General features: G+C 63.8%; 22 protein-coding genes. 6 read left to right on the top strand and 16 right to left on the bottom strand.

Features of this window, described 5'->3' with window-relative positions; all coding sequences use genetic code 11:
• Positions 1-3 precede the first annotated feature (3 nt).
• The gene (locus tag STHERM_RS02310) at positions 4-2,124 is read left to right on the top strand and encodes an EAL domain-containing protein (protein WP_013313280.1); all 2,121 of its coding nucleotides are present in this window, start codon (positions 4-6) and stop codon (positions 2,122-2,124) included.
• On the opposite strand, the gene STHERM_RS11685 is transcribed toward STHERM_RS02310, so the two are convergent.
• The 3 genes from STHERM_RS11685 to STHERM_RS02295 form a co-directional block, all read right to left on the bottom strand.
• A complete protein-coding gene (locus tag STHERM_RS11685) occupies positions 2,076-2,822 on the bottom strand; it encodes a hypothetical protein (protein ID WP_148223851.1) in 747 nt (248 codons plus the stop codon). The genes STHERM_RS02310 and STHERM_RS11685 overlap by 49 nt on opposite strands.
• A 9-nt stretch (positions 2,823-2,831) precedes the next feature.
• A complete protein-coding gene (locus tag STHERM_RS02300) occupies positions 2,832-4,391 on the bottom strand; it encodes a sensor domain-containing phosphodiesterase (RefSeq protein WP_013313278.1) in 1,560 nt (519 codons plus the stop codon).
• Positions 4,392-4,576: 185 nt separating this feature from the next.
• Positions 4,577-4,903, bottom strand: coding sequence for a hypothetical protein (locus STHERM_RS02295; protein WP_013313277.1), 327 nt, complete (start codon positions 4,901-4,903; stop codon positions 4,577-4,579).
• Between the two features lie 332 nt (positions 4,904-5,235).
• Between STHERM_RS02295 and STHERM_RS02290 the strand changes: the two genes are divergently transcribed.
• Positions 5,236-6,936: a PHP-associated domain-containing protein gene (locus STHERM_RS02290; protein ID WP_013313276.1), complete on the top strand. Its 1,701-nt coding sequence runs from the start codon at positions 5,236-5,238 to the stop codon at positions 6,934-6,936.
• Positions 6,937-6,945: 9 nt separating this feature from the next.
• Here STHERM_RS02290 and lysS read toward each other — a convergent pair whose 3' ends face one another.
• Positions 6,946-8,538: a lysine--tRNA ligase gene (lysS, locus tag STHERM_RS02285; protein ID WP_013313275.1), complete on the bottom strand. Its 1,593-nt coding sequence runs from the start codon at positions 8,536-8,538 to the stop codon at positions 6,946-6,948.
• A 36-nt stretch (positions 8,539-8,574) separates the two neighbouring features.
• Between lysS and lipB the strand changes: the two genes are divergently transcribed.
• The gene (gene lipB / locus STHERM_RS02280) at positions 8,575-9,273 is read left to right on the top strand and encodes a lipoyl(octanoyl) transferase LipB (RefSeq protein ID WP_013313274.1); all 699 of its coding nucleotides are present in this window, start codon (positions 8,575-8,577) and stop codon (positions 9,271-9,273) included.
• A gap of 4 nt (positions 9,274-9,277) precedes the next feature.
• Here the strand turns inward: lipB and uxaC are convergent, their stop codons facing one another.
• The 6 genes from uxaC to STHERM_RS02250 all read right to left on the bottom strand — a co-directional run bounded on the left by uxaC (position 9,278) and on the right by STHERM_RS02250 (position 17,108).
• On the bottom strand, positions 9,278-10,687 hold the full coding sequence (uxaC, locus tag STHERM_RS02275) for a glucuronate isomerase (RefSeq protein WP_013313273.1): 1,410 nt from the start codon (positions 10,685-10,687) through the stop codon (positions 9,278-9,280).
• Between the two features lie 18 nt (positions 10,688-10,705).
• On the bottom strand, positions 10,706-11,524 hold the full coding sequence (locus STHERM_RS02270; protein ID WP_013313272.1) for an SDR family oxidoreductase: 819 nt from the start codon (positions 11,522-11,524) through the stop codon (positions 10,706-10,708).
• Between the two features lie 119 nt (positions 11,525-11,643).
• Complete coding sequence (locus tag STHERM_RS02265; protein ID WP_013313271.1) at positions 11,644-12,405, bottom strand: endonuclease III domain-containing protein; 762 nt, start codon at positions 12,403-12,405, stop codon at positions 11,644-11,646.
• A gap of 78 nt (positions 12,406-12,483) precedes the next feature.
• Positions 12,484-15,147 (bottom strand): pyruvate, phosphate dikinase, encoded by a 2,664-nt coding sequence (ppdK, locus tag STHERM_RS02260; RefSeq protein ID WP_013313270.1) that lies wholly within the window; start codon positions 15,145-15,147, stop codon positions 12,484-12,486.
• 235 nt (positions 15,148-15,382) lie between these two features.
• Positions 15,383-16,261 carry a sigma-70 family RNA polymerase sigma factor gene (locus STHERM_RS02255; RefSeq protein ID WP_041623170.1) on the bottom strand — a complete coding sequence of 293 codons (879 nt, stop codon included), beginning with the start codon at positions 16,259-16,261 and terminating at the stop codon, positions 15,383-15,385.
• 166 nt (positions 16,262-16,427) lie between these two features.
• Positions 16,428-17,108 (bottom strand): hypothetical protein, encoded by a 681-nt coding sequence (locus tag STHERM_RS02250; RefSeq protein WP_013313268.1) that lies wholly within the window; start codon positions 17,106-17,108, stop codon positions 16,428-16,430.
• 98 nt (positions 17,109-17,206) lie between these two features.
• Here STHERM_RS02250 and STHERM_RS02245 point away from each other — a divergent pair, with 98 nt between their 5' ends.
• The gene (locus tag STHERM_RS02245) at positions 17,207-18,547 is read left to right on the top strand and encodes a DUF6938 domain-containing protein (protein WP_013313267.1); all 1,341 of its coding nucleotides are present in this window, start codon (positions 17,207-17,209) and stop codon (positions 18,545-18,547) included.
• Here STHERM_RS02245 and STHERM_RS02240 read toward each other — a convergent pair.
• Positions 18,537-19,685, bottom strand: coding sequence for a glycosyltransferase (locus STHERM_RS02240; protein WP_013313266.1), 1,149 nt, complete (start codon positions 19,683-19,685; stop codon positions 18,537-18,539). The two genes, STHERM_RS02245 and STHERM_RS02240, sit on opposite strands and share 11 nt — an antisense overlap.
• A gap of 42 nt (positions 19,686-19,727) precedes the next feature.
• Positions 19,728-20,312, bottom strand: coding sequence for a hypothetical protein (locus STHERM_RS02235; RefSeq protein WP_013313265.1), 585 nt, complete (start codon positions 20,310-20,312; stop codon positions 19,728-19,730).
• Between the two features lie 249 nt (positions 20,313-20,561).
• Here STHERM_RS02235 and STHERM_RS12150 point away from each other — a divergent pair, with 249 nt between their 5' ends.
• On the top strand, positions 20,562-21,584 hold the full coding sequence (locus STHERM_RS12150; RefSeq protein WP_013313264.1) for a phosphoribosylaminoimidazolesuccinocarboxamide synthase: 1,023 nt from the start codon (positions 20,562-20,564) through the stop codon (positions 21,582-21,584).
• The gene (locus STHERM_RS02225) at positions 21,581-22,573 is read left to right on the top strand and encodes an L-threonylcarbamoyladenylate synthase (RefSeq protein ID WP_013313263.1); all 993 of its coding nucleotides are present in this window, start codon (positions 21,581-21,583) and stop codon (positions 22,571-22,573) included. Before STHERM_RS12150 ends, STHERM_RS02225 begins: the two co-directional genes overlap by 4 nt.
• 62 nt (positions 22,574-22,635) lie before the next feature.
• Here the strand turns inward: STHERM_RS02225 and ribE are convergent, their stop codons facing one another.
• From ribE to ribD, 4 genes are all read right to left on the bottom strand, one after another.
• Positions 22,636-23,106 (bottom strand): 6,7-dimethyl-8-ribityllumazine synthase, encoded by a 471-nt coding sequence (ribE, locus tag STHERM_RS02220; RefSeq protein WP_013313262.1) that lies wholly within the window; start codon positions 23,104-23,106, stop codon positions 22,636-22,638.
• Complete coding sequence (locus tag STHERM_RS02215) at positions 23,103-24,401, bottom strand: bifunctional 3,4-dihydroxy-2-butanone-4-phosphate synthase/GTP cyclohydrolase II (protein WP_013313261.1); 1,299 nt, start codon at positions 24,399-24,401, stop codon at positions 23,103-23,105. Before STHERM_RS02215 ends, ribE begins: the two co-directional genes overlap by 4 nt.
• Positions 24,402-24,473: 72 nt before the next feature.
• On the bottom strand, positions 24,474-25,115 hold the full coding sequence (locus STHERM_RS02210) for a riboflavin synthase (protein ID WP_013313260.1): 642 nt from the start codon (positions 25,113-25,115) through the stop codon (positions 24,474-24,476).
• A 24-nt stretch (positions 25,116-25,139) separates the two neighbouring features.
• A complete protein-coding gene (ribD, locus tag STHERM_RS02205; RefSeq protein WP_013313259.1) occupies positions 25,140-26,228 on the bottom strand; it encodes a bifunctional diaminohydroxyphosphoribosylaminopyrimidine deaminase/5-amino-6-(5-phosphoribosylamino)uracil reductase RibD in 1,089 nt (362 codons plus the stop codon).
• Positions 26,229-26,237 lie beyond the last annotated feature (9 nt).

Here is a 26,237-nt window from a genome sequence, read left to right as displayed (position 1 = left end):
GCAGTGAAGCAGGTGGCGGTGGTAATCGTGGAAGACGAGGCGGTCATCGCGCTCGACATCAAGCGACGGCTGGAAGACCTCGGGTATCGGGTGGAGGGAGTGTTCCAGAACGCGGATGAGTGTCTCGAGAAAATAGGGAATCTCCACCCCGACGTAGTCCTCATGGACATCCTCCTGGAAGAAGGTCAGGACGGGCTGGTACTTGCGCAGCGGATCTACGATGAGTACGGCGTTCCGAGCATATTCCTCACCGCCTACTCGGACTCCACTACCGTAGAACGCATAAAACAGGTCCGGGGGGCCATCGGGTACCTCCTCAAACCCTTCAACGAGAGGGAGATGGCCGTCACCATAGAACTCAGCCTCTTCCGACATCACCTCCACAGGGAGCTGGAAATTCAGCGCACCTGGCTTTCCTCGCTCTTCTCATCGATCGGGGAGGCCATCATCCTCCTCGACGAAGATGGAGGGATCCTCTTCCTCAATCCGGGAGCCGAGGAGCTCATCGACGCCACCTCCAATGAAGCCGTCGGGAAACCACTCGTCGAGTTCATCAGGTTCTACGATGTGGATACGGGGGAAGAGATCCCCTTTCTCTCCCTGGCCCAGGAGAGCCGAGGACGAGAGGGGGGGATCATCTTCGATCACATATACCTCCTCACCTCCACAGGGGAGCGCATCTTCGTCCAGGGGACCATCTCCAACCTCACGGGAGGGCTCCAGACAGGGAATCGAGGAGGAAGCGGACGAACCGAGGATGAAGAGCACCCCTACCCCCTCCCCTTCCCCTCGGTTTCGAGCGGGGGCTTCGTCCTCGTCCTCAGGAACATCACCGAGGTGCGGCGGCTCTCCACCATCGTACGGTACCAGAGCGTCCACGACCCACTCACCGGCCTCCTCAACCGCTCCCAGCTCCTCACCTCTCTCCAGGAGTCCCTGAGACAGGCCGATCCGGACACCCCCCTCGATACCTTCGCGTTCCTCGACATCGACCAGTTCAAGGTGGTCAACGACGTGTTCGGACACATAGGGGGAGACGTGCTCCTCAAGGAGACCGCCGATCTCCTCAGGAAGAAGCTCCCGGATGAGAGCACCATCGCCCGCATAGGAGACGACGAGTTCGGCATCATCCTCAGGGGAGTGAAGAGCGGCGATGCGGAGAGAATCCTGCGCCGGCTCGTCACCTCCCTGAGGAGATCTTTCATCTGGGAGGACAAGACCCTGCCCGTCACCGTGAGCATAGGGGCGGTGGCGATCACCCCCCGCCATGGAGATATCTACCGAGTGCTCGCCGCGGCCGACGCCGCCTGTGCAGTGGCCAAAGAAGAGGGAGGGAACAGGCTCAGGATCGTCTCCCCCGAGGACACCGACGTGCAGCACCGCCTGGGCGAACTCCACTGGATCGCCCGACTCCAGCAGGCCATCAGGGAGGAACGGCTCACCCTCTACGCCCAGGACATCATCCCCCTGGGAGCGCACAACGGATTCCCCAAGAAAGAGATACTCGTGAGGCTCAAGGAAGAGGAGACCCTCATCCTCCCCGGCGAGTTCATCCCGGTGGCGGAGCGGTACAACCTCATGCCCCTCATAGACCGATGGATCATCGAGGCGGTGCTCCAGTACGGCACCTCCACTCCGGACCACAGGGACACGGTGTTCGCGGTCAATCTTTCGAGCGCCACCCTCTTGGACGAGGGATTTCCGGACTTCTTCCTCAGACGGCTGAAGGAGACACAATTCCCTCCCTCACGGCTGTGTCTCGAAATCACGGAGACCACCGCGATACGGAACTTCAGGAAGGCATCGCTTTTCATACGTCGGTTCAGGGAGATGGGCTGTTCCTTCGCCCTCGACGACTTCGGGATGGGGTTTTCCTCGTTCGCCTACCTCAAACACCTTCCGGTGGACTTCCTCAAGATCGACGGCTCCTTTGTCCAGACCATCGTGGAGAACGAGGTGGACTACCAGCTCGTGAAGAGCATCCACACCATGGGGAAGATAATGGGCAAGAAGACCATCGCCGAGTTCGTCTCGAGCAGGGAGATCTACGAGAAACTCGCCACCATACCGGTGGACTACGTACAAGGATTCTTCGTGGGGGAACCGCACCCCCTCACCCCCTGAAGCCTCCGCTCCCACCCCACCACCACCCCCAGCACCCGCACCCACACATCCTCCCCTTCCGCTCCCACCCCCTCCCCCCACCACTCCCCCAGCCGCCCATCCACCCCCCTCACCCACTCCCACACCTCCCCCACATCCCCCCTCTCCACCCCGAACCCCAACCCCACCATGGATGCGAGCGCCGAGGCGAGCCGTTCCCCCTCGAACCGCACCCCCCACACGACCCCCCACCGCCTCCCCGCCGCCTCCACCTCCCTCCGCACCTCTCCCAGCACCCCCATCCCCGGCCGATCCCCCCCCACCTCCGCCCACTCCCCTGCGTGATGCAGCGCCGAAGCGAGACGCTGCACACCCACACGGAACCCCACCGCCCCCGTCGTCCACACCTCCGCCTCCCTCACATCCCGGGCCGCCTCGATCACCCTCCCGATCACCTCCGGTGTGGTGAACCGCCTCCGGTAGCCACACTGACGCTCCCAGGCCCTCCGTGCCGCCCGCTCCCGCACCCCCTCCAAGGCCCCTTCCACCCCTTCCCCGCCCACCTCACCCTCCTCCACGAGCGCCTCCCTCAGGAACCGCACCCCATACTCCCACTCACGCCCCTCCTCACCACGGAGACAGTGCACATAGGCGAACACCACACGAGCGGCCGCGAAAACGCAGAGCCTCGAGACATCCCTCTCTACCGAAGAAACCACGAACAAAGACTAGCCCACCAGGTGCGAAATCGCAACATCCCGCATCGGGTGCCCCAGGAGAAACCCCTGCACATAGTCGCACCCGCTCTCCCGCAGGATCTCGAGCTGCGCCTCCCGTTCCACCCCCTCCACCACCACCTCCAACCCGAGCCCGTGCGCCATGTGCGTCATCCCCTCGAGGATCGCCCGATCCCGCTCCGACTCCTCCACCCCGTGCAGGAACCGCCGATCCAGCTTTATCACATCCACCGGCATCCGCTTGAGGGACGCGAACGACGAGTACCCCGTACCGAAATCGTCCACCGCCACGCGGATCCCCTCGTCCCTCAAGGCGGAGAGGACCTGCACGGTCCGGTCCACATCCCCCACGAGGGAAGACTCGGTGACCTCGAGCATGAGGAGTTCCGGGGGAAACCCCGATGCATCCAGGACCTCCCGTACCACGTCCACGAACTCCGGATGGAGGAACTCCTGAGGAGAGATATTCACCGAGACGAAGAGCCCCCTCGCCTTCCAGAGCTCCCCCTGGAGCACGGCAAGAGCGAGCACCTTCCTCCCCAGGAGATGGATCACCTTCCCCTCCTCCAGGATGGGAACGAACTCCTCAGGGAGGACCAGCGCCCCATCCTCTCCACGGAGACGGGAGAGGGCCTCCACCCCTGCGAGCATCCCTGAAGTCACCCGGACGATAGGCTGGTAGAAGAGGTGGATGCGTCCCTCACGAACCTGATCGAGGACCTGCCGCTCCATATCCCATCGGTGCATTATTCTGCGCCGGACCTCTGGAGTACAGAACCACACGGTATCCCTATGTGCCTTGGCTGTGAGAAGGGCGGCGTCCGCGGCCGCCACGAGCTCCTCGAGGGAGAGGCCGTCCCGTGGAAACACGCCGGCACCGATGCTCGCGGAGAGGGAGAGGGCATGCCCTCCCACCACCATCCTCTCCCTGATCGAAGCGAGGACCCGGCGGGCGATCCCTGCAGGATCCGCCACGTCGCGGAGGAGGACGGCGAACTCGTCGCTCCCCGTTCGGGAGACCATGTCCTCGGCCCTGAGGTGACCGGTGATCCTCCTCGCCACGATCCTCAGCACCTCGTCCCCCACCTCCGGACCATAGAGATCGTTGATCCGCTTGAAACCGTCCAGATCGATCACCATGAGGACAAAGGAAGTCCCCTCGAACCTCGCACCCGCGAGGAGCGAACCCGCCTCTCTGAAGAACCATTCACGCCCCAGGAGTCCGGTGAGACTGTCGCGAGAGGAGAGCACCCCCTTCGGATCGGCGACAAGACGTTCAAAGGACCAGACTACTTTCTTCCCGTCGTGGAAGGACCAGCGCGTGAGTATCCGGAGAGAGAGCTGACCATCGGCCCCTTTCACGAACACCTCGGGCCGATCCTCTGCGAACATGAGGAGAAACTGTCGGATGAGCATGGACGAGGAAGTACGACCGTATCCTGTAAGGAGTGAGAAAGCCTCGTTCGCCCACAGAATCCTTCCTCCCTCGTCGGTGATGGCCACCTCCATGGGAAGAGAGGAGAGGACCTCGGAAAACAGCTCAGGCTCCATACCACCTGCTCCTGGCCCCCTTATGAAACCCCTTTCTAATAGCGAGTATATATCCAAAATCTCTAAAATGTCAAATATCTCTAACCGATGGAGAGAGGTTACCCGTCAAGGATCACCCTCCGGATCGCTCCCCGAACGGATCCCCCGGCAGAGCGAACGACCCGTCTCCGGCCGGGACGAGCCCCCTATTCAGGCTTTTTCGTGAGGAAGAGGACCTTCTGGCCCGTATCGTCCGCCACCAGCACCGCCTGTCTCGGTTTTCCGAGTTTCTCCCAGAGAGCCCTGGAGATCTCCACCGTCCCCTGCTTGCAGTTATGATCCAGAAAGAGCTGGGCCTGTATCCCGTCTCCCTCCCCCCGCGCGAACGCATCCAGGGAGACGTTCACGTAGAACCTCACGGAATAGCAGGCGCTGATGTACCCAAGATCCACCCCCTCATGCGGGGATATCACCACCTTGGAGAAGGGAAAACTGAAATCCGGAACGATCCTCAAAGGACCCGAGTGACGCATCACACACTCCTTCCCGGCACGTATCCTAATAGAACATAACCATTATACGATGAATCCTGCTTCCGGGGAAAGTGGGAAAATCGAACGGGGAGTCACCACATTCCCTGCTTCACGGTCACAAGGTGCTCCTCCATTTCTTGGGCTATATTCCCATATATTGTTAAAGAAAGATTCTCGCCTTGAGCACGCTTCATACGGCTCTCTCAAGGGAGTACCCACGATCCCGACGATCTTTACACCTCACAAGAGGCGAGAAGGGTTTTCATGTAATTTTCACCTTCCCCTCATCACCGTCACATCACCTCACGGTACAGACTCACCGGGAGGTATCCATGAAACGCATAGACCTGCACGTACATTCCATACATTCCGAACACCCTTCCGAGTGGTTCATGCAACGGCTCGGGGCAAAGGAGTCGTACACCGACCCGGAGACGGTCTTCAGGATGGCCCTCGAGAGGGGCATGGACTTCGTCACCATCACCGACCACAACCGCATCGAGGGGGCGCTCCTCCTCAAGGCGCGGTACCCGGACAGGGTCATCGTAGGGGTGGAGACCACCACCTACTTCCCCGAGGACGGGTGCAAGATACACCTGCTCCTCTACGGGCTCGACGAACACCGGTTCCGCATGGTCGAGAAGCTCAGGCCCAATATCTACCGGCTCAGGGACTACATCAGGGAAGAGGGGATCGCCCACTCGGTGGCTCACGCCACCTATCCGGTGAACAACAGGCTCACCGTGGCGCATCTGGAGAAGCTCATCCTCCTCTTCGACGTCTTCGAGGTGATCAACGGGGGGAGGAACAGCTACTTCAACAACGCATGGAAGGAGGTGCTCCTCAGCCTCACCCCGGCCCACATAGAAAGACTCCAGAGGAAGCACCACATCGCACCCTTCAGTAGCACCCCCTGGGTGAAGGGGTTCACGGCCGGCTCGGACGATCACGGGGGGCTCTTCATCGGGAACACGTACACCCTCGTGGAGGCCCATACCCCCGAGGAGGTCCTCGACCATATCAGGGAGAAGCGGACGCAGGCCGCCGGGGCCCACGGTTCCTATCGCTCCCTCGTCTTCTCGGTCTACAAGGTGGCCTACGACTTCCTCACGTCCGGAGGAGGAGGCGGGGGCCGCTCGCTCTTCCTCTCCCTCTCCCGACAGATATTCGAGGGAGCACGCCCCTCGCTCAGGGAACGGGCGCTGTACTCCCACCTCAGACGGAAGCTTCGCGGTCAAAAGATGGGGGAGATCCTCGACGAGCTCGTGAGAGACATCTCCGGGAAGGAGACGGCCCTCTCCGAAGCACGTCTGGAACGCGTCTTCCTCCACGTGCGGAGGGTCTCCGACGCCTTCCTCAGGATGCTCGCCGGCAGGGTGGCGGGCGCCCTCCTCGACGGTGATCTCGTCGACCTCCTCGTGGGCCTCTCCTCATCCCTGCCCGGTCTCTACCTCATCGCACCCTTCTTCTCCAGCCTCAGACACATGTATGCCCACAGGGACCTGGTCGAGGGCATCCGTTCATCCCTGGGGATCCAGAATTCCCCGTCCGCGGCCTCCCGGGTCCTCTGGTTCTCCGAGGACGGCCGACCCGATCCCTCGGTGATCCGGATCCTGGCCCCCCGGGCCCATGTCCTGCCCGTGACACCCTCGGCCTCCCTCCCGGGGACATCCCTCCCGATCGTTGCCGAGATCCCCCTCGACCCGGGCTTCAGCCTCCCCCTCCCCTCTCCCCTCGGCGCGGCCGAGCTCCTCTCTCGGGAACAGCCCGACCACCTGGTGTTCACCGCAGCCGACCCCGTGGCCCTCGTGTGCCTGTTCCTCGGCCGCCTCATCGGCGCCTCCACCACCTTCGTCTTCGATCCCCGCGGGGAAGGCCATCCGGTGGCGCACACCCTCACCACCCACCTCCTCCGCCACACCGAGCGCATCGTGGTCCACACGGAGGAAGCCGCGGCCCGGGCCGAAGGAGAGGGAGCGGATCCTGCCAAAATACACCTCGCTCCCCCCGCCGCCGAGCCGGTGGGGGTGTGAAGGAGCAGCCTAGAGGTAGCGGCCGAGGATGGTGAGGATCTTCTCCTTCCCCACGGTGAGGATGAAGCTCGCCGCCCGAGGCCCCCTGTCCTTGCCGAGGAGCACCCGGTAGAGCGAGGGGAAGAACTCTCGTGCCGCGATCCCCTCTTCCTCACAGAAGGCATATATGGCCTCCCCGAGCTTCACCTCGTCGAGGGAGTCCCACCCATCCGCAAGGAGGTGGTAGAGCCGTTGCACCACCCTCCTGTGGGCAACGGGGAGGTCCTCTATGCTCTCATCCCCCACCCTGAGGCTGAACCGGAACTCCTCCGGGGCGTAGGTGGTCACCCAATTCCACGCGCACTGCGCCCGCCTTCGAAGCCGCCGGGCCTCCTCCCCCGAGACCGAGGGGAACTCCTGCGCCATGAGGGCATCGAGATCGCCCTCGTAGATCTGCACCAGGGTGGTCATGTGCCGGAACGGGACCTGGAGGGGCATGGAGGCAGGAGCGCGTTCCACCTGGGAAAACTCGTACGTCCTCCGTTCCCGCTCGAGCTTCTTGGGGTCGACCTGTTCCTTCCCGAAGTAGATCCGCTCGCACTTGTCGTAGTCCTCGTAGATCTTTATCACATCGAGATCGAAGGAGATGGCGAACTCGGTATCGGGCCTGGTCCCTGCGAAGAGGTAGCGGACCACCTCGGGCTGGTACACCTCGAGCACGTCTTTGAGGCTTATCACGTTCCCGGTGGAGGACGAGATCTTCCCCCCTTGCCCCTTGATCCCTATGAAGTCGTACTTAAAGGTGACAGGCGGCTCGTGGTCGTACACCTCACGCACGATCTGTTTCGCAGTGTCGAAGGACCCACCGTCCGAGTGGTGCTCCTTACCGGCCGGTTCGAAGTCCACCTGCTCCTCGCGCCACCGCATGGGCCAGTCCACCCTCCAGCGCAGCTTCACGTTCCCCTGTCTCCTGAAGTCCAGGGCCTCCTTGAACCCGCAGGAACTGCAGGTGTACGAGAGCCCGTAGGTGCCGTCCCAATGCTCCACGGTGGTGGTGTCCTTATGACACGAGGCGCAGAAGATCACCACCGGCCACCACGAGTCCGGAAGCGGCTCTGCGCGGTACTTGTCGAGGATACGGCGGATCACATCACGTCGTTCGAGGGCCCGACGGATCCCCTCGGCATACCGGCAGGAGGTGTATTCCTTCGCCTGATAGATGTACTCAGGGAAGATCCCCACCTCGGGGAGGATCGCCTCCACCTCCTTCTCGTTGGCACGCGCGTAGCTCTCCTCCTTACCCCACGGATCTGGCACCATGGTGATGGGCATGCGGAGGTACGTCTCGAGGTCCTCCCTGTTGGGCATGTTCTTGGGCACCTTGCGGAATACGTCGTACTCGTCCCAGGAGTAGATGAAACGTACGTCCTTCCCCAGATCACGGAGGGCGCGCACCACCAGCTCCACGCTGATGATCTCCCTGAAGTTCCCTATATGGACCGTGCCGGAGGGGGTGATCCCCGAGGCACAGACGTATCGGGGCTTGTCCCCCTTCTCCTTGATGATCCTGAAGGCGGTGACGTCCGCCCAGTGGGAGCTCTTCGGCTTCTGTGGTATACTCATGGCGAGGCATTATAGCGGCCCGGGGAGGAATGTGCAATGCAGAACACCCTGTGTGTCACCTGGCTGGGAAGACAGCCCTACCGCCCGGTGTGGGAGCTCCAGCACGCGCTCCGAAGGAAACGGGCGGCCGGTACCATACCCGACGTGCTCCTCCTCCTCGAACACGACCCGGTGATCACCATGGGCACGAGGGAAACATCCCACGAAATCCTTCTCCCCCCCGAGGAGCTCGCCTCACGAGGGGTAGCGGTCTTACAGGTGGAACGGGGGGGCGAGGTCACCTACCACGGGCCGGGACAGCTCGTCGCCTACCCCATCCTCTCCCTCCGCCACCACCCCCGGTCGGTGAAGAAGCTGGTGCACCATCTGGAAGAGGTGGGGATCCGTGTGGTGGCCCGCTACGGCATACGGGCGGAGCGCGATCCGCGCTATCCCGGCCTCTGGGTCGAAGACCGGAAGATCATGGCCATCGGCATCGCCATACGGGAGGGGATCACCTTTCACGGAATCGCCCTCAACGTGCACACCGACCTCGAGGCCTTCTCGTGGATCGTTCCATGCGGGATCCGTGACAGGGGGGTGACCTCCATCGCACGGGAGACGGGAAAGCAGCTCTCAGTGGAAGAGATCGCCCGGGCCTGGGAAGAGACATTCCTCGAGGTCTTCGGGTACAGGGGGGAGCGAGTCTCCCTTCAGGAGCTCCTGGAGGGGGAGGTGCAGCCCGCGGAGGAGTGAGGGCTCATTCCACGGGTATCGTGAAATAGGAGCAGGCATTCCGATAGCACACCCCCTCCACGATGGTACGGAGGGTCTCCCTGTCGTACGGGTATTCTCCGGCCTCCACCCAGCCCCCCAGGAGGTTGCAGAAGATCCGCCTGAAGTACTCGTGGCGGGGGAACGAGAGGAAGCTCCTGGAGTCGGTGAGCATCCCCACGAAGGTGGACAGCACTCCGAGATTGGCGAGGGCCCGGAGGTGCGCTTCCATACCGTCCCGCTGGTCGTTGAACCACCAGGCCGAGCCGAACTGCATCTTGCCGGGCATGCTTCCGTCCTGGAAGTTGCCGATCATGGTCCCGATCACATAGTTGTCGCGGGGATTGAGGACGTAGAGGATGGTCCGCGGCAGTCGTCCCTCACGATCCAGACTGTCGAGGAACCGGGAGAGAGGCTCCGCGATGGCCCGGTCCGCGATGGAGTCGAAGCCCGTATCTGGTCCCAGTGTCTGGAACATCCTGGTGCTGTTGTTCCGCAGCGCTCCCATGTGGATCTGCATGGCCCATTCCCGTTCGGCATAGAGTCTCCCCAGGAACCGCATGGTGTGGGTATAGAGGGCCTCCTGATCCTCGCGCTCGAGGGCGCGCCCCTCTCTGAGGCGTACGAAGGCCGCACGTATCGTGCTCTCGGGCGCCTCCCGGTACACCGGGGCCACCATGGCGTGGTCGGAGATCCTGCACCCCACCGAGTGGAAGAACGCAACCCGCCGCTCGAGGGCCTCCAGATAATCCTGGAGGTTGGCAATCCGCATCCCTGCGGCATGAGCGAGCTCCTCGATGTAGGCGTTCCAGCGGCCGGGGTCGCCGTAGTCGAGGGCCTTGTCGGGCCTGAAGGTGGGGAGCACCTTCACCTCGAAGCCCTCCTCGGCGAGGGCCCTGTGCGGGGCGAGGTCGCTCACCGGATCGTCGGTGGTGCACACCACCTTCACCCCCATCTTTCGGAGGAGGTTACGCACCGAGAACTCCGGGGTTCTGAGGAGGGAAGTGGCCTCCTGATAGATCCTCTCGGCCGTCTGCGGGGAAAGGACATCCTCGATACCGAAGTAGCGCTTGAGCTCCAGGTGGGTCCAGTGATAGAGGGGATTGCCCACGAGGAAGGGGACGGTCCTCGCCCAGGCCAGGTATTTCTCCTTGAAGGAGGCGGAGCCGGTCACCAGGTCCTCGGGTATCCCGAAGGACCTCATCGCCCGCCACTTGTAGTGGTCCCCGCCGAGCCAGACCTCCCCCAGATCCTCGAATATCCTGTCCTCGAGGATGGCCTCGGGAGGCAGGTGCGTGTGATAGTCGTAGATGGGCAGGGAGGCCGCCGTCTCGTGGTAGAGTTCCCTCGCCACCTCACCCTGGAGCATGAAGTTCTCGTCCATGAAGGCTCTCATGGCATTCCGCCTCCTTCCCTAGATGTTGTCCACCAGGAAGCCGCCGTCCACGGGGATGGTGACGCCTGTAACGAAGCCCGAAGCCTTCCGGCTCGCGAGGAAGATCACCGCGCCGTAGAGGTCCTCCTCCTCGCCGAAGCGTCCGAAGGGAGTCCGGGCGATGATCTGCCGTCCCCGGTCGGAGAGCTTACCTGCCTGGTAATCGTCGTAGAGGAGCTCCCTGTTCTGGTGGCCCACGAAGAACCCGGGAGCGATGGCGTTCACCCTGATGCCGTGTGGTGCGAGTTCCTTCGCAAGCCCCATGGTGAGGTTCATCACCGCGGCCTTGGCTGCGGCATAGGCGTAGACCCCGGAGAGGGGCTTGTACGAGGCCATGGAGGCGATGTTCACCACGCTCCCCTGCACCTTCTTCTCCACCCACCTGCGACCGAAGACCTGGGTGGGGATCACCATGCCACTCATCAGGTTGAGCCGGAAGACGTCCTCGAACCAGGAGACATCCATCTCGAGGAAGCCCGCCTTACCACGGTTCCCTCCCACGCCATTGATGAGCACCGTGGGAGTGCCGAGCCTCTCCTCGACCTCCTGGAAGCCTCGCTCCACGGCCTCCATGTCTCCCGTGTCCACGGCGCATCCGATGACCTCTCCCTCCCCTTCGAGGCGCTCCTTCACCTCCTCCACCGATGCCTCCACGGGTACGGTCTTACCCCGTCCCCATATCGCCACCTTCGCTCCCGAGCCTGCGAGGGCCACGGCAAAGGCCTTACCGATCATGCCGGTACCGCCGGTGATCACCACCACCTCGTCGGAGAGATCCCAGAGGGGCTGCATCTTCATCGTACACCTCCACACCACATGACACAGTCGGACTCGGTCCGCTGTTAGATATTAGATATTACAGTAGAGAAGGTACCACGCAACCACGGACCAGTGCAACCATCCGGTGCGGGCTCCTTCTAAGATCCTCCTGCCGATGAGAGGTGGGCACACTCAAGGCGAAGCGGGCACTCCCCGCAGAGGGGCCGTTTCCTGCAGAACCGCTTGGCGTGCTCCACCAGGAGGGCGTGAAACTCGTTGTAGCACACGTGATCGGGCGGTACGGCCTCCTCCACCGCGGAGCGTACTTCCTCGTAGGGGGTATCGTCTGAGGCGAGCAGACCGAGCCGGGAGAAGATGCGCCGGGTATAGGCGTCCACCACGAACACCGGCACCCCGTAGCCGTAGAGCAGGATGGAATCGGCCGTCTCCCTGCCCACGCCCCACACACCGAGGAGGGCATTCCGCTCGGGGAGGCCGTCACAGGAGAGAAAGAAGCGGGCGAGGTGGGCGAGCCTGCGCGCCTTGAGGGTGTAGTACCCGCATGGTCGGATGAGACGGGCGAGGGCCTCCTCCTCCAGGCCGAGGATACGCTCCGGAGAACAGAGCGACCTTTCGAGGAGGACAGCGAGGGCCCTGCGGGCGTTCGTCCAGGCCGTGTTCTGGACGAGCACAGCGCCCACCGCGATTTCGAAGGCACCCATGCCGTCCGGGACCTCGTAGATCCCGGGATGGTACCCTTCATCGTCGTAGCCCGGAGTCCCCGCCTTTGAGAGGAGAGGCCACCACCCCTGTGGACCATACCACGAAAAGAGTATGTCGTAGAGCCGTGGTATGGTACGCGCTGCAGCAGAGGCCTTCTCAACCTCGACCCCTTCTCCATCACACCCCCGGGTGATCATGGACTCGAGTCTAGCATGCCTCAGGCCGATAAAAAAGCGCCGCCTCCGGCGGCGCTCACAAACCACACCAAAGGCCTGTCACTTCCTGTTCCGGATGACCGCCTGGGCCGCGGCGAGACGGGCGATCGGCACGCGGAAGGGCGAGCACGAAACGTAGTCGAGTCCCACCCGATAGGCGAAGTCGATGGAAGCCGGATCTCCGCCATGCTCGCCGCAGATCCCGAGCTTGATGCCGGGTCGAGCCTTCCTTCCCTTCTCTGCGGCAAGCTTCACAAGCTGGCCCACGCCCTCCTCGTCGAGCGAGGCGAAGGGATCGGTCTCGAGGATCTCCATCTGGAGGTAGGCCGGCAGGAAGGATCCCACGTCGTCCCTCGAGAACCCGAAGGTCATCTGTGTGAGGTCGTTGGTACCGAAGGAGAAAAACTCCGCGTGGGAGGCTATCTTCTCCGCGACGAGGGCCGCGCGGGGCACCTCGATCATGGTACCCACCCGGTAGGACACCTGCACACCGGAGGAGCTCTTCACCTCCTCCATCACCTTCACGATGCGCTCCTTGAGAAAGACGAGCTCCTTCTCCATGCCCACGAGCGGGATCATCACCTCGGGATAGACCGGCTTGCCTTCCTTCGCCACCTCGCAGGCAGCCAGCATGACGGCTCGTGCCTGCATCTCGTAGATCTCGGGATAGGTGATCCCCAGGCGGCACCCTCTGTGCCCCAGCATGGGGTTCATCTCGTGGAGGGCCTCTATCCGCTGCCTGATCTTTTCCGCAGGCACGCCCGAACTCCTGGAGAGCTCTTCGATCTCGGTCTCGGACATGAGCACGAACTCGTGGAGAGGCGGATCGAGGAGGCGTATGGTCACGGGAAGACCCGCCATCTCATGGAAGATACCCACGAAATCCTCCTTCTGGAGGGGGAGGAGCTTCTCGAGGGCCTTCTTCCTCGCCTCGAGGTCTTCTGCGATGATCATCTCGCGGAAGGCCTCTATCTTCCCCTTGTCAAAGAACATGTGCTCGGTGCGGCAAAGGCCGATCCCCTCGGCCCCGAACTCCCTCGCCCGCCGGGCGTCCTGCGGGGTGTCCGCGTTGGTCCTCACCCTGAATCCCTTCTCGGGGCAGTTCTCGCGCACGGCCGAGAGACGGATCTCGTCCACCCACCCGAGGAACTCCTGGAGTTCCCCTCTTATCTCGGGCACCACGAGGGGGATCTGCCCCTCGAACACCTCACCCGTGGTCCCGTCGATGGTGATCCAGTCCCCTTCCTTGAACTCCCTGCCGCCGATCTCGCACCGCCCCTCGTCGAGGATCACCACGTCCTTGCACCCCACCACGCTGGGCTTGCCCATACCCCTGGCCACCACCGCGGCGTGGCTCGTCATACCGCCGGTGGAGGTGAGGATGCCCTGGGCCGCGTACATGCCGCCTATATCCTCGGGCGAGGTCTCCTTACGGACGAGGATCACCTTCTCGACGCCCGCGAGCTCCTCCGCCCTACGGGCGGTGAACACGATCTTCCCCGTGGCCGCGCCGGGCGAGGCGTTGAGCCCCTTCGCGAGGGCTCTCGCCTTCTTCTTCGCTTCGGGATCGAGCATGGGGTGGAGGAGCTGATCGATGTGCTCGGGCGAGACCCGCATGACGGCCTCTTCGCGGGAGATGAGCCCCTCCTTCACCATGTCTACTGCGATCTTCACCGCAGCCCGACCGGTGCGCTTCCCGTTCCTCGTCTGGAGGAGGAAGAGCCTGCCCTTCTCGATGGTGAACTCCATGTCCTGCATGTCCCGGTAGTGGCGCTCGAGCCTGTTCTTGACCTCCTCGAGCTGCGCGTACACCTCGGGCATCTTCTCCGCGAGCCCGGAGAGCTTCTCGGGTGTGCGGATCCCGGCCACCACGTCCTCGCCCTGGGCGTTCATGAGGAACTCGCCGTAGAACACGTTCTCGCCCGTGGAAGGATCCCGGGAGAAGCACACGCCCGTACCGGAATCGTCCCCGAAGTTGCCGAAGACCATGGCCTGCACGTTCACGGCCGTGCCCTTCAGACCGCGGATGTTGTTGATCTCCCTGTACTTGCGGGCCCTCTCGTTGTCCCATGAGTCGAAGACCGCATCGATGGCGGCCCACAGCTGGGCCTTCACATCCTGGGGGAACTCCTCACCCACCTTTTCCTTGTAGAGTTTCATGTAACGGGAGACGAGCTCCTTGAGGTCATCCGCGGTGAGTTCGGTATCGAGCTCCACACCACGTTCCTGCTTCAGGCCCTCGAGGACCTTCTCGAACTCCTCGTGAGGGATGCCCTTCACCACGCTCCCGAACATCTGGATGAATCGCCGGTAGGAGTCCCAGGCCACACGGGGGTTTCCCGTCTGCCGGGCGAAGCCCTCAACGGTCTGATCGTTCATCCCAAGGTTGAGGATGGTCTCCATCATCCCCGGCATGGAGATCGCAGCACCAGAGCGCACCGAGACGAAAAGTGGATTCTCAGGATCCCCCAGCTTCCGTCCCATGGCCTTCTCGAGCTTGGCGAGAGCCTCCTCCACCTGTTCCCTCACTTCGGGAGGATACTGTTTGTCGTTCTTATAGTAGAGCTCACACACCTCGGTAGAGATCGTGAACCCCGGCGGCACGGGGATCCCTATCGAGGTCATCTCCGCGAGGTTCGCCCCCTTTCCACCCAGAAGATCGCGCATCTTGGCGGAGCCTTCCGCCTTTCCCTGACCGAAAAAGTACACGTACTTAGGACTCATCTTTCCCCCTCAATACGTTGAGATAACAATTCCGATTATATTCATCTGTGTACCGGATTATATTAGCATGGAAAGGGCAAACACACAAGACAAATTAAACTTTTCTAATAGATCAGGAATTAGAACAGGCGTTCACTCCCGGGGTCGGCCGCCCGGCCTCCCCGTACCCCGGACAATCGGACGAGGGTATATGGTGAACCGGCCTGCCGTCCGCGGAACGACAGGCCGGGGTCTCTCATGAAGCGAGGTACGTCTCGAGGATCTTCGCCTTTTCCGACTGCTGTATCTTCTTGAGCGCCTTCTTCTCTATCTGGCGTATGCGCTCCTTGGTGAGGTTGTACAGGTCCCCTATCTCCTTGAGCGACATGGGATGCCTGCCGTTGAGACCGAACCGGTACTGGATGATCTCGGCTTCCTTCTCCGTGAGCGTGGCGAGCACCTCCTGGATCTCCTCCTGGAGGGTCTTCTCGAGGACCACGTCCTCGGGGGGACGAGAGGCCTCGTCTTTGAGGTAGTCGCCCAACATCGCGGAGTCCCGATCCTCGTAGACCGGCGTGTCGAGGGAGACGTACTCCTTCGAGAGGTTGAGGAGGTTCGCCACGTGATCCTCGTCGTAGTCCAGGGTCTCCGCGACCTTCTTTATCTCATTGTGTTCTCCGCTCTCGGTCTGCACGAGCTTCCGCGCCTTCTCGATCTGTACCAGCTCGTTCGCCCTGTTGAGCGGGAGCCGGATCATCCTGGATTTCTCGCTTATGGCCTTGAGGATGGCCTGCCTGATCCACCAGACCGCGTACGAAATGAAGTGGTAGCCTTTGTCGGGATCGAACCGTTCTATGGCGTTCAAGAGGCCTATGTTCCCTTCGCTTATGAGGTCGGCGAGAGGAAGCCCCTGATTCTGGTACTTCTTCGCCACGTTCACCACGAACCTGAGGTTGGCGGTGACGAGTTTTTCCTTGGCATGCTGATCACCCTGTGCCGCGAGGCGGGCGTAGTGGTCCTCTTCCTCCCGGGTGAGGAGGGGTATCCTGTTGATCTCCTTGAGATACAGGGAGAGCACATTCGCATCCCCTGAATCCTGCACTCGTCTTTTCTTCTTTCGCTTGACAGTTTCCATGGCTTCCTCCGCCGCTATACTAGCAAAATCCATGCCACCAAACGCACCCTTGTCATCTTTTTACTCTGAAAGAAGATAGACAAAAGACGCGTTTCCTCGTCGATCGATGTATCCGGGTTGCTGTGTCGATTTTATGCACGAGTCTCCGGCGGGCGGAAAAACCGTGTCAAAATGACCCGATCCAGAGCTCGTCGGGGTTTTTCGTGCGCCCGCAGCAGAGCGTGAACGGGAGGCCACTCCCACACGTACACTTCCGGCCGGGCGTGCAACCGGGGGTCGGGACATCCAGAGGTGTAGCCTCGGGGGGAATGAAGACCATCCAGGGGAACACGATCTCGACGTCGTGGAAGACCTGCAGCTTCTGAGCCGTGGAGAGCGAGGAAAGGTCGTACATCCGGCGGACATCCCTCCAGTACTCCCAGATGAGCTGGTCGATCATGTCCTTCTCGGCGCGCGAGGAAAAGTGGGCGCTCCGCTTCGAGGAGAGATACCGCCGCACCTGGATGGCGTAGAACGCCTTCCAGTCGTCCTGCTCGGGGGTGTCCTGCTTCAGCATGCCGTACTCGTTGAGGCTGGAGAGGATCCTGCGGCGGAGGCGCGGTCCCTTCCGGATGCGATATGCGGCGAGCCAGGCGCGGAGCGCGGGGCCGCACGCCCCCATCCGGCGGAGGGAGATCCCCAGGAGGTGGAAGGCCCGTCCCAGGAACGACTTCTCTTCCGACGGACAGAGCGTGACGCATCGCTTGAGGAGGGAGAGGGCCTCCCTCGTTCTGTGCCGCGCAAGATGGCGCACCGCCTTCCTCAGCAGTCGTTCGTGCTCCCTCACATCCTTAAAGGTACCAATCACGATTCCACACGGCAACTCCCGCCGGAGAGACGAGAAAAAAACGAGCTACTGCTGGAATATCCACCCCCGACGGTGCATGCTATAGATGAGGAGGACATATGGCTGGATACGATCGTCCTGCGAACGACGATAACCTCAGCGCGTGGGTGGTCACGGTGGACATGGGGCTCGGGCATCAGCGGGCCGCCGCCCCCTTCGCCCCCATCGCAGAGGAAGGGATCATCACGGTGGGAAGCATCTCGGCCACCGATCAGAGCGAACGGGCCCTATGGCTCAGGATGCAGCGCACGTACGAGTTCCTCTCCCGCGTGAGGAGCGTGCCGGTGATCGGGCCTCCCCTCTTCGGGATCCTCGATGCCTTGCAGAACATACCCCCCCTCTACCCCTTCAGGGACATGTCGGCCCCTTCCTACCAGGTGAAGCTCCTTTCCTCCCTCATCAGAAAGGGGCTCTGCAAGGGGATGATCGAGAAGGTGAAGGAGAAGCCGCTCCCCATCCTCGCCACGCACCCCGCACCGGCGCTCGCCGCCGACATGGCGGGATTCCCGAGGGTCTACTGCATCGTGTGCGACGCCGAGGTGAGCCGCGCCTGGGTGGCGGAAAACCCCAGGGAGAGCAGGATCCACTACATGGTCCCCTGCGGGAGGGCCCTGAGGCGCCTCAAGCTCTACGGTGTACCCGACGAGCGGATCTTCCTCACGGGCTTCCCTCTCCCGCTCGAGGTGCTCGGCGACGAGAACCTGAGCACGCTCACGCAGGACATGGGACAGCGGCTCCACTACCTCGACCCCAACAACCGGTTCTGGCCGCTCCACGAGATGAACGTACGCCATTTCCTCGGACGATCCAACCTCAAGTGGCGAAAAGAGAGGGTCTTCACCGTGACGTTCGCCGTGGGGGGCGCAGGGGCCCAGGTGGAGATAGGGTGCGCGATCCTCAAGTCGTTGCGCAAGAGGATCGCTGCAGGCGAGGTGATGCTCAACCTGGTGGCCGGGGTGCGGGAGGAGGTGCGCCGGATCTTCGAAGAGGAGAAGGCGCGGTGGGCGCCCGACTCCCCCCTCGTGCAGGTGGTCTACGCTCCCACGAAGGAAGCGTACTTCGCCAGGTTCGCCCAGGTCATCCGCCGCACCGACGTGTTGTGGACCAAGCCGAGCGAGCTTTCCTTCTATGCGGGTCTCGGCATCCCCATCATCATGGCGCCCGAGATCGGTGCGCAGGAGCGCTACAACAAGGCCTGGCTCATGGAGATACAGGCGGGGATCCCCCAGGAGGATCCGGCCTACACGGACCAGTGGCTCTGGATCCTGCTCGAGGAAGGGAGGCTGGCCGAGTCGGCCTGGGACGGGTTTCTCAAGGCCCGCAAGTACGGTACGTACAAGATCATGGAGGTGCTCAAGACCGGGACCATGGTGAGGGAGACCTCTCCCCTCAAGCGCTAGGGAGCGGCTCCCCGCCCCCTTCCAGGATCGAGGCGATGAGGTCGGCGATCTGGTACACTCCCGTGGTGAAACCGGCCTCCTGGATGCGGGCTCTGGCGTGCGCCACTCGCGCGGGGAGATCGGCCCTCGAGAGGAAACGGAGCGAATCCCTCACCCCGGGGATGTACCACCCGTATCCGTGGTCGAGGAAGTAGCGGATGATCGCGTAGTCGTTCTGCGCGATCCACTCGGTGAAGAGCATGGGTCGACCGACCACGAGGGCCTCCATGGCGGTGGAAGCGCCTGCCTTGCCCACCACGAGGTCGGCCGTGTGGTAGAGATCGGCCATGCGGTCGGTGAACTCGACCACCGCGAGGCGGGAGCCGGGGCCTGAGAGGGGCCGCATCCGCTCGTAGAGGGCTCTGTTCCTCCCCGTGAGGAGTACGATGTTGAGAGGGAGTCGGGCGCGTACAAGGGCTTCGACATAGCGGCCGATCTTTCCCAGACCCATCCCGCCCCCGGTGCACAGGAGGACGGGGAGGTCAGGGCCGAGTCCCAACGAGAGGCAGACCTCTTCCCTCGTCGCGGAGGGGGTGAGGATCTCGGGTCGCACGGGGAAGGGGGCGATGCGGATCCTGGAGGGATCGATGTCATAGCGGACGAGGCCCTCCCTCGCCTCCTCGCTCGCCACGAGGAAAAGGTCAACGCCTCGGGCGGCCCACCAGGGATAGGCGTCGAAGGGGTCGACCACATAGGTGAGGAGGGGGAATCGAAGGCCGTGATCCGCGCGGGCCTCGAGGGCCACCATGGAACAGAGCGGGTGCGTGGAGACCACCAGGTCGGGGCTCCTGGAGACGAGGTAGGGGATGCCTGCCTCGAAGAGCTCCCGGTAGTGCCAACGGGCGAACTCGAGGCCGGTACGGGGAAGGCGTGTGAGGAGCCAGTAGAGGATGCGCATGGGCGCAGGGTGTCGGGCGGCCTGGATCCACGCCCGGTTGAGCCGCTCGTCGATCCGGGAGGCACCGGCGGCGCGGGGGAGGTCCACCACCTCGACGGCCAGTCGGTCGGGGAATCGGGCTTCGAGGGCCGACGCCATGGCCCGTGCAGGGGCGATGTGGCCCCCTCCCACCCCCACGGTGAGGAAGAGTATGCGGTGCATACCATCAGTGTGAACCAGCGGCAGCGGAAACGCAAGAGGAGATCAGCGAAGCGCTTCCCAGCGGTACACGAATATGTACGAGGATGGAAAGGGGTAGTACCTCCTGCACAGGACTGCGGCAAGGATGCGGTAGGGCCTCTCCTCCCGGAGGGCCGAGAGTGCGCCGTCCTTCAGGCCGGCGAGGTGGTAGAAGGGCCCGGAGCGGGTCATACCCTCGTAGTAGAAGAGCTGTCCGAACTCGAACGGGCCTGTGAACGAGCCTTCGAGGTCCACCCAGGAGGAAGGGGTGTAGGAAGCCGGATCCTCCCGCTCGAGTCGGGCCTTCTCCTCGGAAAGGCGCGAGATGAAGGTTGCGATGGCGTCGTCTTCCTGCCGGTCTCCCGAGAGGAGGGTCTCGAGTCGGGCGATCTCCTGCGCGAGCGCGGCGAGATGGGCCTGCCGGATCTCCTCTCGCTCGGTCGGGGTGAGCACAGGAGGCTCGATGTGCCCCGGGGAGGAGGGTCTGCCGGCGGGAAGAGCGGACACAGGGCGTGCCGCAGGCTCCGCGGTCCGAACCGCGTCCTCGCCGGAGGTGGTCACACACCCGGCTGCGAGAACTACAATGGAGAGGAAGAGAGGGACTCTCATGCAACACCTCCTTTCGGGTTTCCATGAGTATAGAACGATTCTGTGCTTCTGTCATGTATGAGGACATCGAGGTATCGGCAACCGCTTCGTCCGCCTGGGCCCATCGGGATCAGCACGCGTCTATCGATAGCCCACACGAGATTGCATATTTATCGAAAACACGGGCCCCTCGTTCGGGTTTTACCGTACCAGGTTTCCTTTTTTGCATGTTTATGCTATACACTGCGTACCTCATCGAAAGGAGACGTCATGGGGAGCGTGAAGGATCTCGAGGTGGTGAAAGCCCCGAGCGACCGGGAGCCGGGAGAAGGCCGGTTCAGGTTCTCGGACAGGTACTCGGTCTTCGATTGGGGCAAGATGCCGGACGACATCGCCCACAAGGGGGCTGCGATCTGTATCGCCACGGCCTACTTCTTCGAGCGGCTCGCCGAAGAGGGGATCCCCTCCCACTATCTGGGTGTGGTGGAGGACGGGAGGGTGGTGCGTCTCTCCGAGGCGAGGGGGCCGGTGAGGGAGCTCGCCTGCCGACTCTTTCGGGTGGTGCGGCCGTCCCGCAGGAATGGCGAGTACGACTACGGGATCTTCGCCGGCCTTTCCGGCAACTTCCTCATCCCGCTCGAGGTGATCTACCGGAACAGCCTCCCGCCGGGATCTTCGGTGTTCAGGCGGCTCGCCTCGGGGGCGCTCACGCACGAGGATCTGGGGCTTGCCGGCCCGCCTGAGCCGGGGATGCGGCTCGATCCTCCCATGCTGGATGTGTCGACCAAGCTCGAGGAGACCGACCGCTACCTCTCGTGGGAGGAGGCGCAGCGGATCGCAGGGCTTTCGGAGGAGGAGGTCTCGGCACTCAAGGAACGCACGCGCTTCCTGGATAGGCTCATCACAGAGGAGACGAGGAGGCTGGGGCTCGATCACGAGGATGGCAAGGTCGAGTACGCCTTCGACGAGGGGAGGCGGCTCGTCCTGGTGGATGCCCTGGGGACCCTGGACGAGTGTCGCTTCACCTACCGGGGGATCCCGGTGAGCAAGGAGGTGGCGCGGATCTTCTATCGTAGGACGGAGTGGTACCGGCGGGTGGAGGAGGCGAAGCAGGAGGACAGGGTCCACTGGAAGGAGCGGGTGGGTATGGAGCCGCCGCCGCTCCCTCGGGAGTTCGCCCAGGCGATCTCGGAGATGTACATGGCCTATGCGAACGAGCTGACGGGGAGGGAGTGGTTCAGGGTGCGGCCGCTTTCCGAGGTGCTCCGCGTGATAGGGGAGTTCGTAGGGTGAGAGAGACAAGGGTGTTGCCCGCCACGGATGAGGCGATAGAGGAGGCGGCGCGCCTCCTGCGCGAGGGGGAGGCGGTGGCCTTTCCCACCGAGACGGTCTACGGGCTCGGGGCGAATGCCCTGGATGCGGTTGCGGTGGCGAGGATCTTCGAGATAAAGGAACGGCCCCTCTTCGATCCGCTCATCGTCCACATCGCGGAGGAGGGGATGCTGAAAGAGGTGGTGCGGGAGGTGCCTTCGATCGCGAGGAGGCTCATGGCGCGGTTCTGGCCGGGTCCGCTCACGCTGGTGTTGCCGAAGGGGGAGCGGGTGCCGGGGATCGTGACCGCAGGGCTCCCCACGGTGGGGGTCCGGATGCCGGCGCATCCCGTGGCGCGGAGGCTCATCGAGCGGGCAGGGGTGCCGATCGCCGCGCCGAGCGCGAACCGTTTCGGGTCGCTGAGTCCCACGAGGGCGGGGCACGTGGCGGGTCAGCTCGGGGGAAGGGTGGCGTTGGTGCTGGACGGGGGGGCGTGCGAGGTGGGGGTGGAGTCGACGGTGGTGCGGGTGGAGGGGGGGAGGGTGCGGGTGCTCCGGCCGGGCGGGGTGGCGGTGGAGGCGCTGGAGGAGGCGGTGGGCCGGGGTGCGGTGGTGGTAGGGGGACCGGAGCGGGAAGGGGCGCAGGAGGCGCCGGGGATGCTGCCCTGGCACTATGCGCCTTCGGTGCCGGTGGTGGTGCTGGAGGGGGGAGCGATGCCGGGGGCCGAGGAGGCGCGCGAGGCGGGGCTGCTGGCGTGGAGAGAGGTGCCGGCGCGGCCAGCGTTCCGGGCGGTGGAGGTGCTCTCGCCGCGCGGGGATCTGCAGGAAGCGGCTGCCCGGCTGTTCGAGGGGCTGCACCGGCTGGAGGAGGCGGGGGTGGCGCGGATCTATGCGGAAGCGGTGCCGGAGGTGGGGCTGGGAAGGGCGGTGATGGACCGGCTCAGGAAGGCGGCGAGGCGGCGTCCCTCCTAGCCGCCTCGCCCTTGCTCCACCGGACGGTCGCCACTACGGGACTACTCGATACACCCAGGGGATCACAGCTGGGAGAAGAGGTTGGCCATTTCTATGGCGCTCACGGCGGCGTCCCATCCCTTGTTTCCCGCCTTGGTGCCCGCACGCTCGACGGCCTGCTCGATCGTGTCGGTGGTGAGGACTCCGAAGATCACGGGCAGCCCGGTCTCGAGGCCTGCGAGTGCCACGCCTTTGGCGACCTCGGCCGCCACGTAGTCGAAGTGGGGGGTGGCGCCCCTGATCACCGCACCGAGGCAGATCACGGCATGGTACTTCCCCGAGGCGGCGAGCCGCTTGGCGGTGAGGGGGATCTCGAACGAACCCGGCACCCACACGAGATCCACCTGTGCAGGGTCCACATCATGTCGAACCAGGGCGTCCATCGCCCCTTCGATGAGCTTGGTGGTGATGAACTCGTTGAACCTGCTCGCCACGATGGCGAACGAGAGGCCCTTGCCTATGAGTTTCCCTTCCACGATCTTCCCTGGATTCATCGTTCCTCCTCGTGGGGGTCACCTCCGGTCCGCACGTTTCCCTGGTGAAGGGGTTCGGACGAGGCGTCCTTCCCCTGCACCACCGCCAGGAGGTGTCCCATCTTTATCTTCTTCGTCTCAAGATAGTATTGGTTGCGGGGATTCGGTGGCACCTCGATAGATTCCCGTTTCGTCACCTTGAGGCCGTACCCCGAGAGACCCGCGATCTTCTTGGGATTATTGGTCATGAGGCGGATCGAGGAGAGACCCAGATCGACGAGGATCTGCGCTCCTATCCCGTAGTCTCGGAGATCGGGCGGGAACCCCAGGGCGATGTTCGCCTGGACGGTGTCGTGGCCCTGGTCCTGGAGCGCGTAGGCCTTGATCTTGTTGGCGAGGCCTATGCCCCTCCCCTCCTGACGCATGTAGAGAAGCACACCCAGGCCTTCCTTCTCTATGCGCTCGAGTGCGGCCGCGAGCTGCTGCCCGCAGTCGCACCGGAGAGAACCGAGCGTATCTCCCGTGAGGCACTCGGAGTGGACCCGCACGAGGACGTCTTGCTTGCCCGCGACGTCCCCTTTCACCAGGGCCAGGTGCGTCTCCCCCGTGAGCACTTCGGTGTAGGCGATGGCACGGAACTCGCCCCACTTCGTGGGGAGGAGGGCCTCGGCCTCTCTTCGGACCAGTTTCTCCTGGCGTCTCCGGTAGTCGATGAGCTGGGCGATGCTTATGAGCTTGAGGCCGTGTCTCCTGCAGTAGTCCACGAGGTCGGGAAGCCGGGCCATGGAGCCGTCGTCCTTCATGATCTCGCAGATGACTCCCGCGGGATAGAGCCCCGCGAGCCGGGCGAGGTCCACGGCCGCCTCGGTGTGTCCGGCGCGCCGCAACACCCCGCCGGGTTTGGCCCGGAGCGGGAAGACGTGTCCGGGACGGCGGAAGTCCTCCGGCCTGGCCTCGGGGTCCACAAGCTTCCGTGTGGTGAGGGCCCTGTCATGAGCGGAGATCCCGGTGCCCGTACCCACGGCGTCGACCGACACGGTGAAGGCCGTCTCCAGGGTATCCTGGTTCTCAGGGGTCATGGGCTCGAGGTCGAGCTCCCTCGCACGCTCCTCCGTGATGGCCACGCAGATGAGGCCCCGGGCCTCCTTGGCCATGAAGTTGACGAGCTCGGGGGTGATCTTTTCGGCCGCCACGATCACGTCGCCCTCGTTCTCCCGTTCCTCGTCGTCGACCACTACGAGGGGGCGACCCGCCCGGAATTCCTCTATGGCCTCCTCGATCGAGGCGAATATGTCATGCGTCTCTTCATTCGCCATGTCCATCCCTCACTTCTCTCGTTCTGTCGTCTATAATACTCCAATCCTTTTGTATCGAAAAGGGAGGCACGTCTAGAACCCGAGATCGCGGAGCCGTTCGATGGTGAGGTCGCCCGTGCCCGGGCCCCCCTCGAGGAGGAGGCTCTCCACGTACTTGGCGAGGATGTCGCACTCGAGGTTCACCATGTCTGCCCGGCGGCGATCGGCGAGGGTGGTCACCGCGAGGGTATGAGGGATGACGACCACGCTGAAGCCCTCCGGAAGCTTCTCTGCGACGGTGAGGCTGACCCCGTCGACCGCCACCGAGGCCTTGGACGCGATGTACTTCCTCAGCTCCGGCGGTACCCAGAAGGCGAAGTACTCGCCCCCGCTCCGTCGCTCCCGCACCATCACCCGCCCCACACCATCCACGTGCCCCGACACCAGGTGCCCTCCCAACCGCTCACCCACCGCCAGCGCCGGCTCCAGGTTCACCCGCCGCCCCACCCGCACCCCCCCCAGCGTACTCCGCGCCGCCGTCTCATAGCTCACATCCGCAAGGAAGGTGCGCTCATCCAGGGCCGTGACCGTGAGGCACACCCCGTCCACCGCCACACTCGCCCCCACCTCCAGCACACCCACGACCCCGGGCCCCTCCACCCGCACCACCAGCCCTCCCCCCTCCTTCCTCACCTCACGCACCACACCGATCTCACGAACGATACCCGTGAACACCGTATCCCTCCTCGTACAAGACTCCTACACCCACCCCCGCCGCACGCACCGGACCATCACATCCTCACCCACCCTCCTCACCTCACGCACCTCCCACTCCCGTTCCCCCAACCCCTCCACCACGCGCCCCTCCACCCAACCCCTCCCCTCTCCCAGGACCCTCGGCGCCACGAACACCACCAGCTCGTCCACCATCCCCGCCTCGAGGAACGCCCCCGTCACCCCCGCCCCCGCCTCCACCATCGCGACATTCACCCCCTCCTCCCCCAACCACCTCGACACCGCCTGTACATCCACCTTCCCATCCCTGATCCCCACCTCCACCACCCGCACCCCCCGCCTTTCCACCTCCCCGCGCCACCCCGCATCCACCCCCGGCCCCACCATCACCACCGTACCCTCCCGTACGACCCGGGCCCCCACCGGCAGCCTCCCCCGTGTATCCAAGACCACCACCCCAGGATCCCTCCCCTCCCCCCCCGGAACCCGCACCGTGAAGGCCGGATCGTCGGCCAGCACCGTGCCGATCCCGGTGACGAGCACATCGCTCCCCGCGCGCAAGCGGTGCACCTCCCAACGCGCCTCCTCGCCCGTGATCCACTTCGAACGTCCATCCGGCAGGGCGATCCTGCCATCGAGAGAGGCGGCCACCTTGGCCACCACCCACGGCCTTCCCCGCTCCATCCTCGAGATGAACCCCCTGTTGAGCCACCGCGCCTCCCGGGAGAGCACCCCCACCTCCACCTCCACCCCCGCTTCGGCGAGGATCGAAAGCCCCTTTCCCGCCACCTGCGGATTCGGGTCCCTGCACGCCACCACCACCCTCCGCACCCCGGCCTTGAGGATCGCATCCGTACACGGCGGGGTCCTCCCCCAGTGACAGCACGGCTCGAGGGTCACGTACATCTCCGCACCCCGCGCCTCCTCCCCCGCCTCGGAGAGGGCCGCCACCTCGGCATGCGGGAGCCCGGCCCGCTCGTGGAACCCCTCGCCCACCACGCGCCCATCCTTCACGACCACGGCACCCACCATGGGATTGGGCGACGTCCGCCCCTCGGCCCTCCGTGCGAGGGCGAGCGCCCGCCTCATGAACACCACATCACGCTCCGCCACACCAGCCTC

Origin of the sequence: Spirochaeta thermophila DSM 6192 (assembly GCF_000147075.1) — a bacterium.
Taxonomy (GTDB): domain Bacteria; phylum Spirochaetota; class Spirochaetia; order Winmispirales; family Winmispiraceae; genus Winmispira; species Winmispira thermophila_A.
This window is presented reverse-complemented; position numbering and strand designations above follow the sequence as displayed.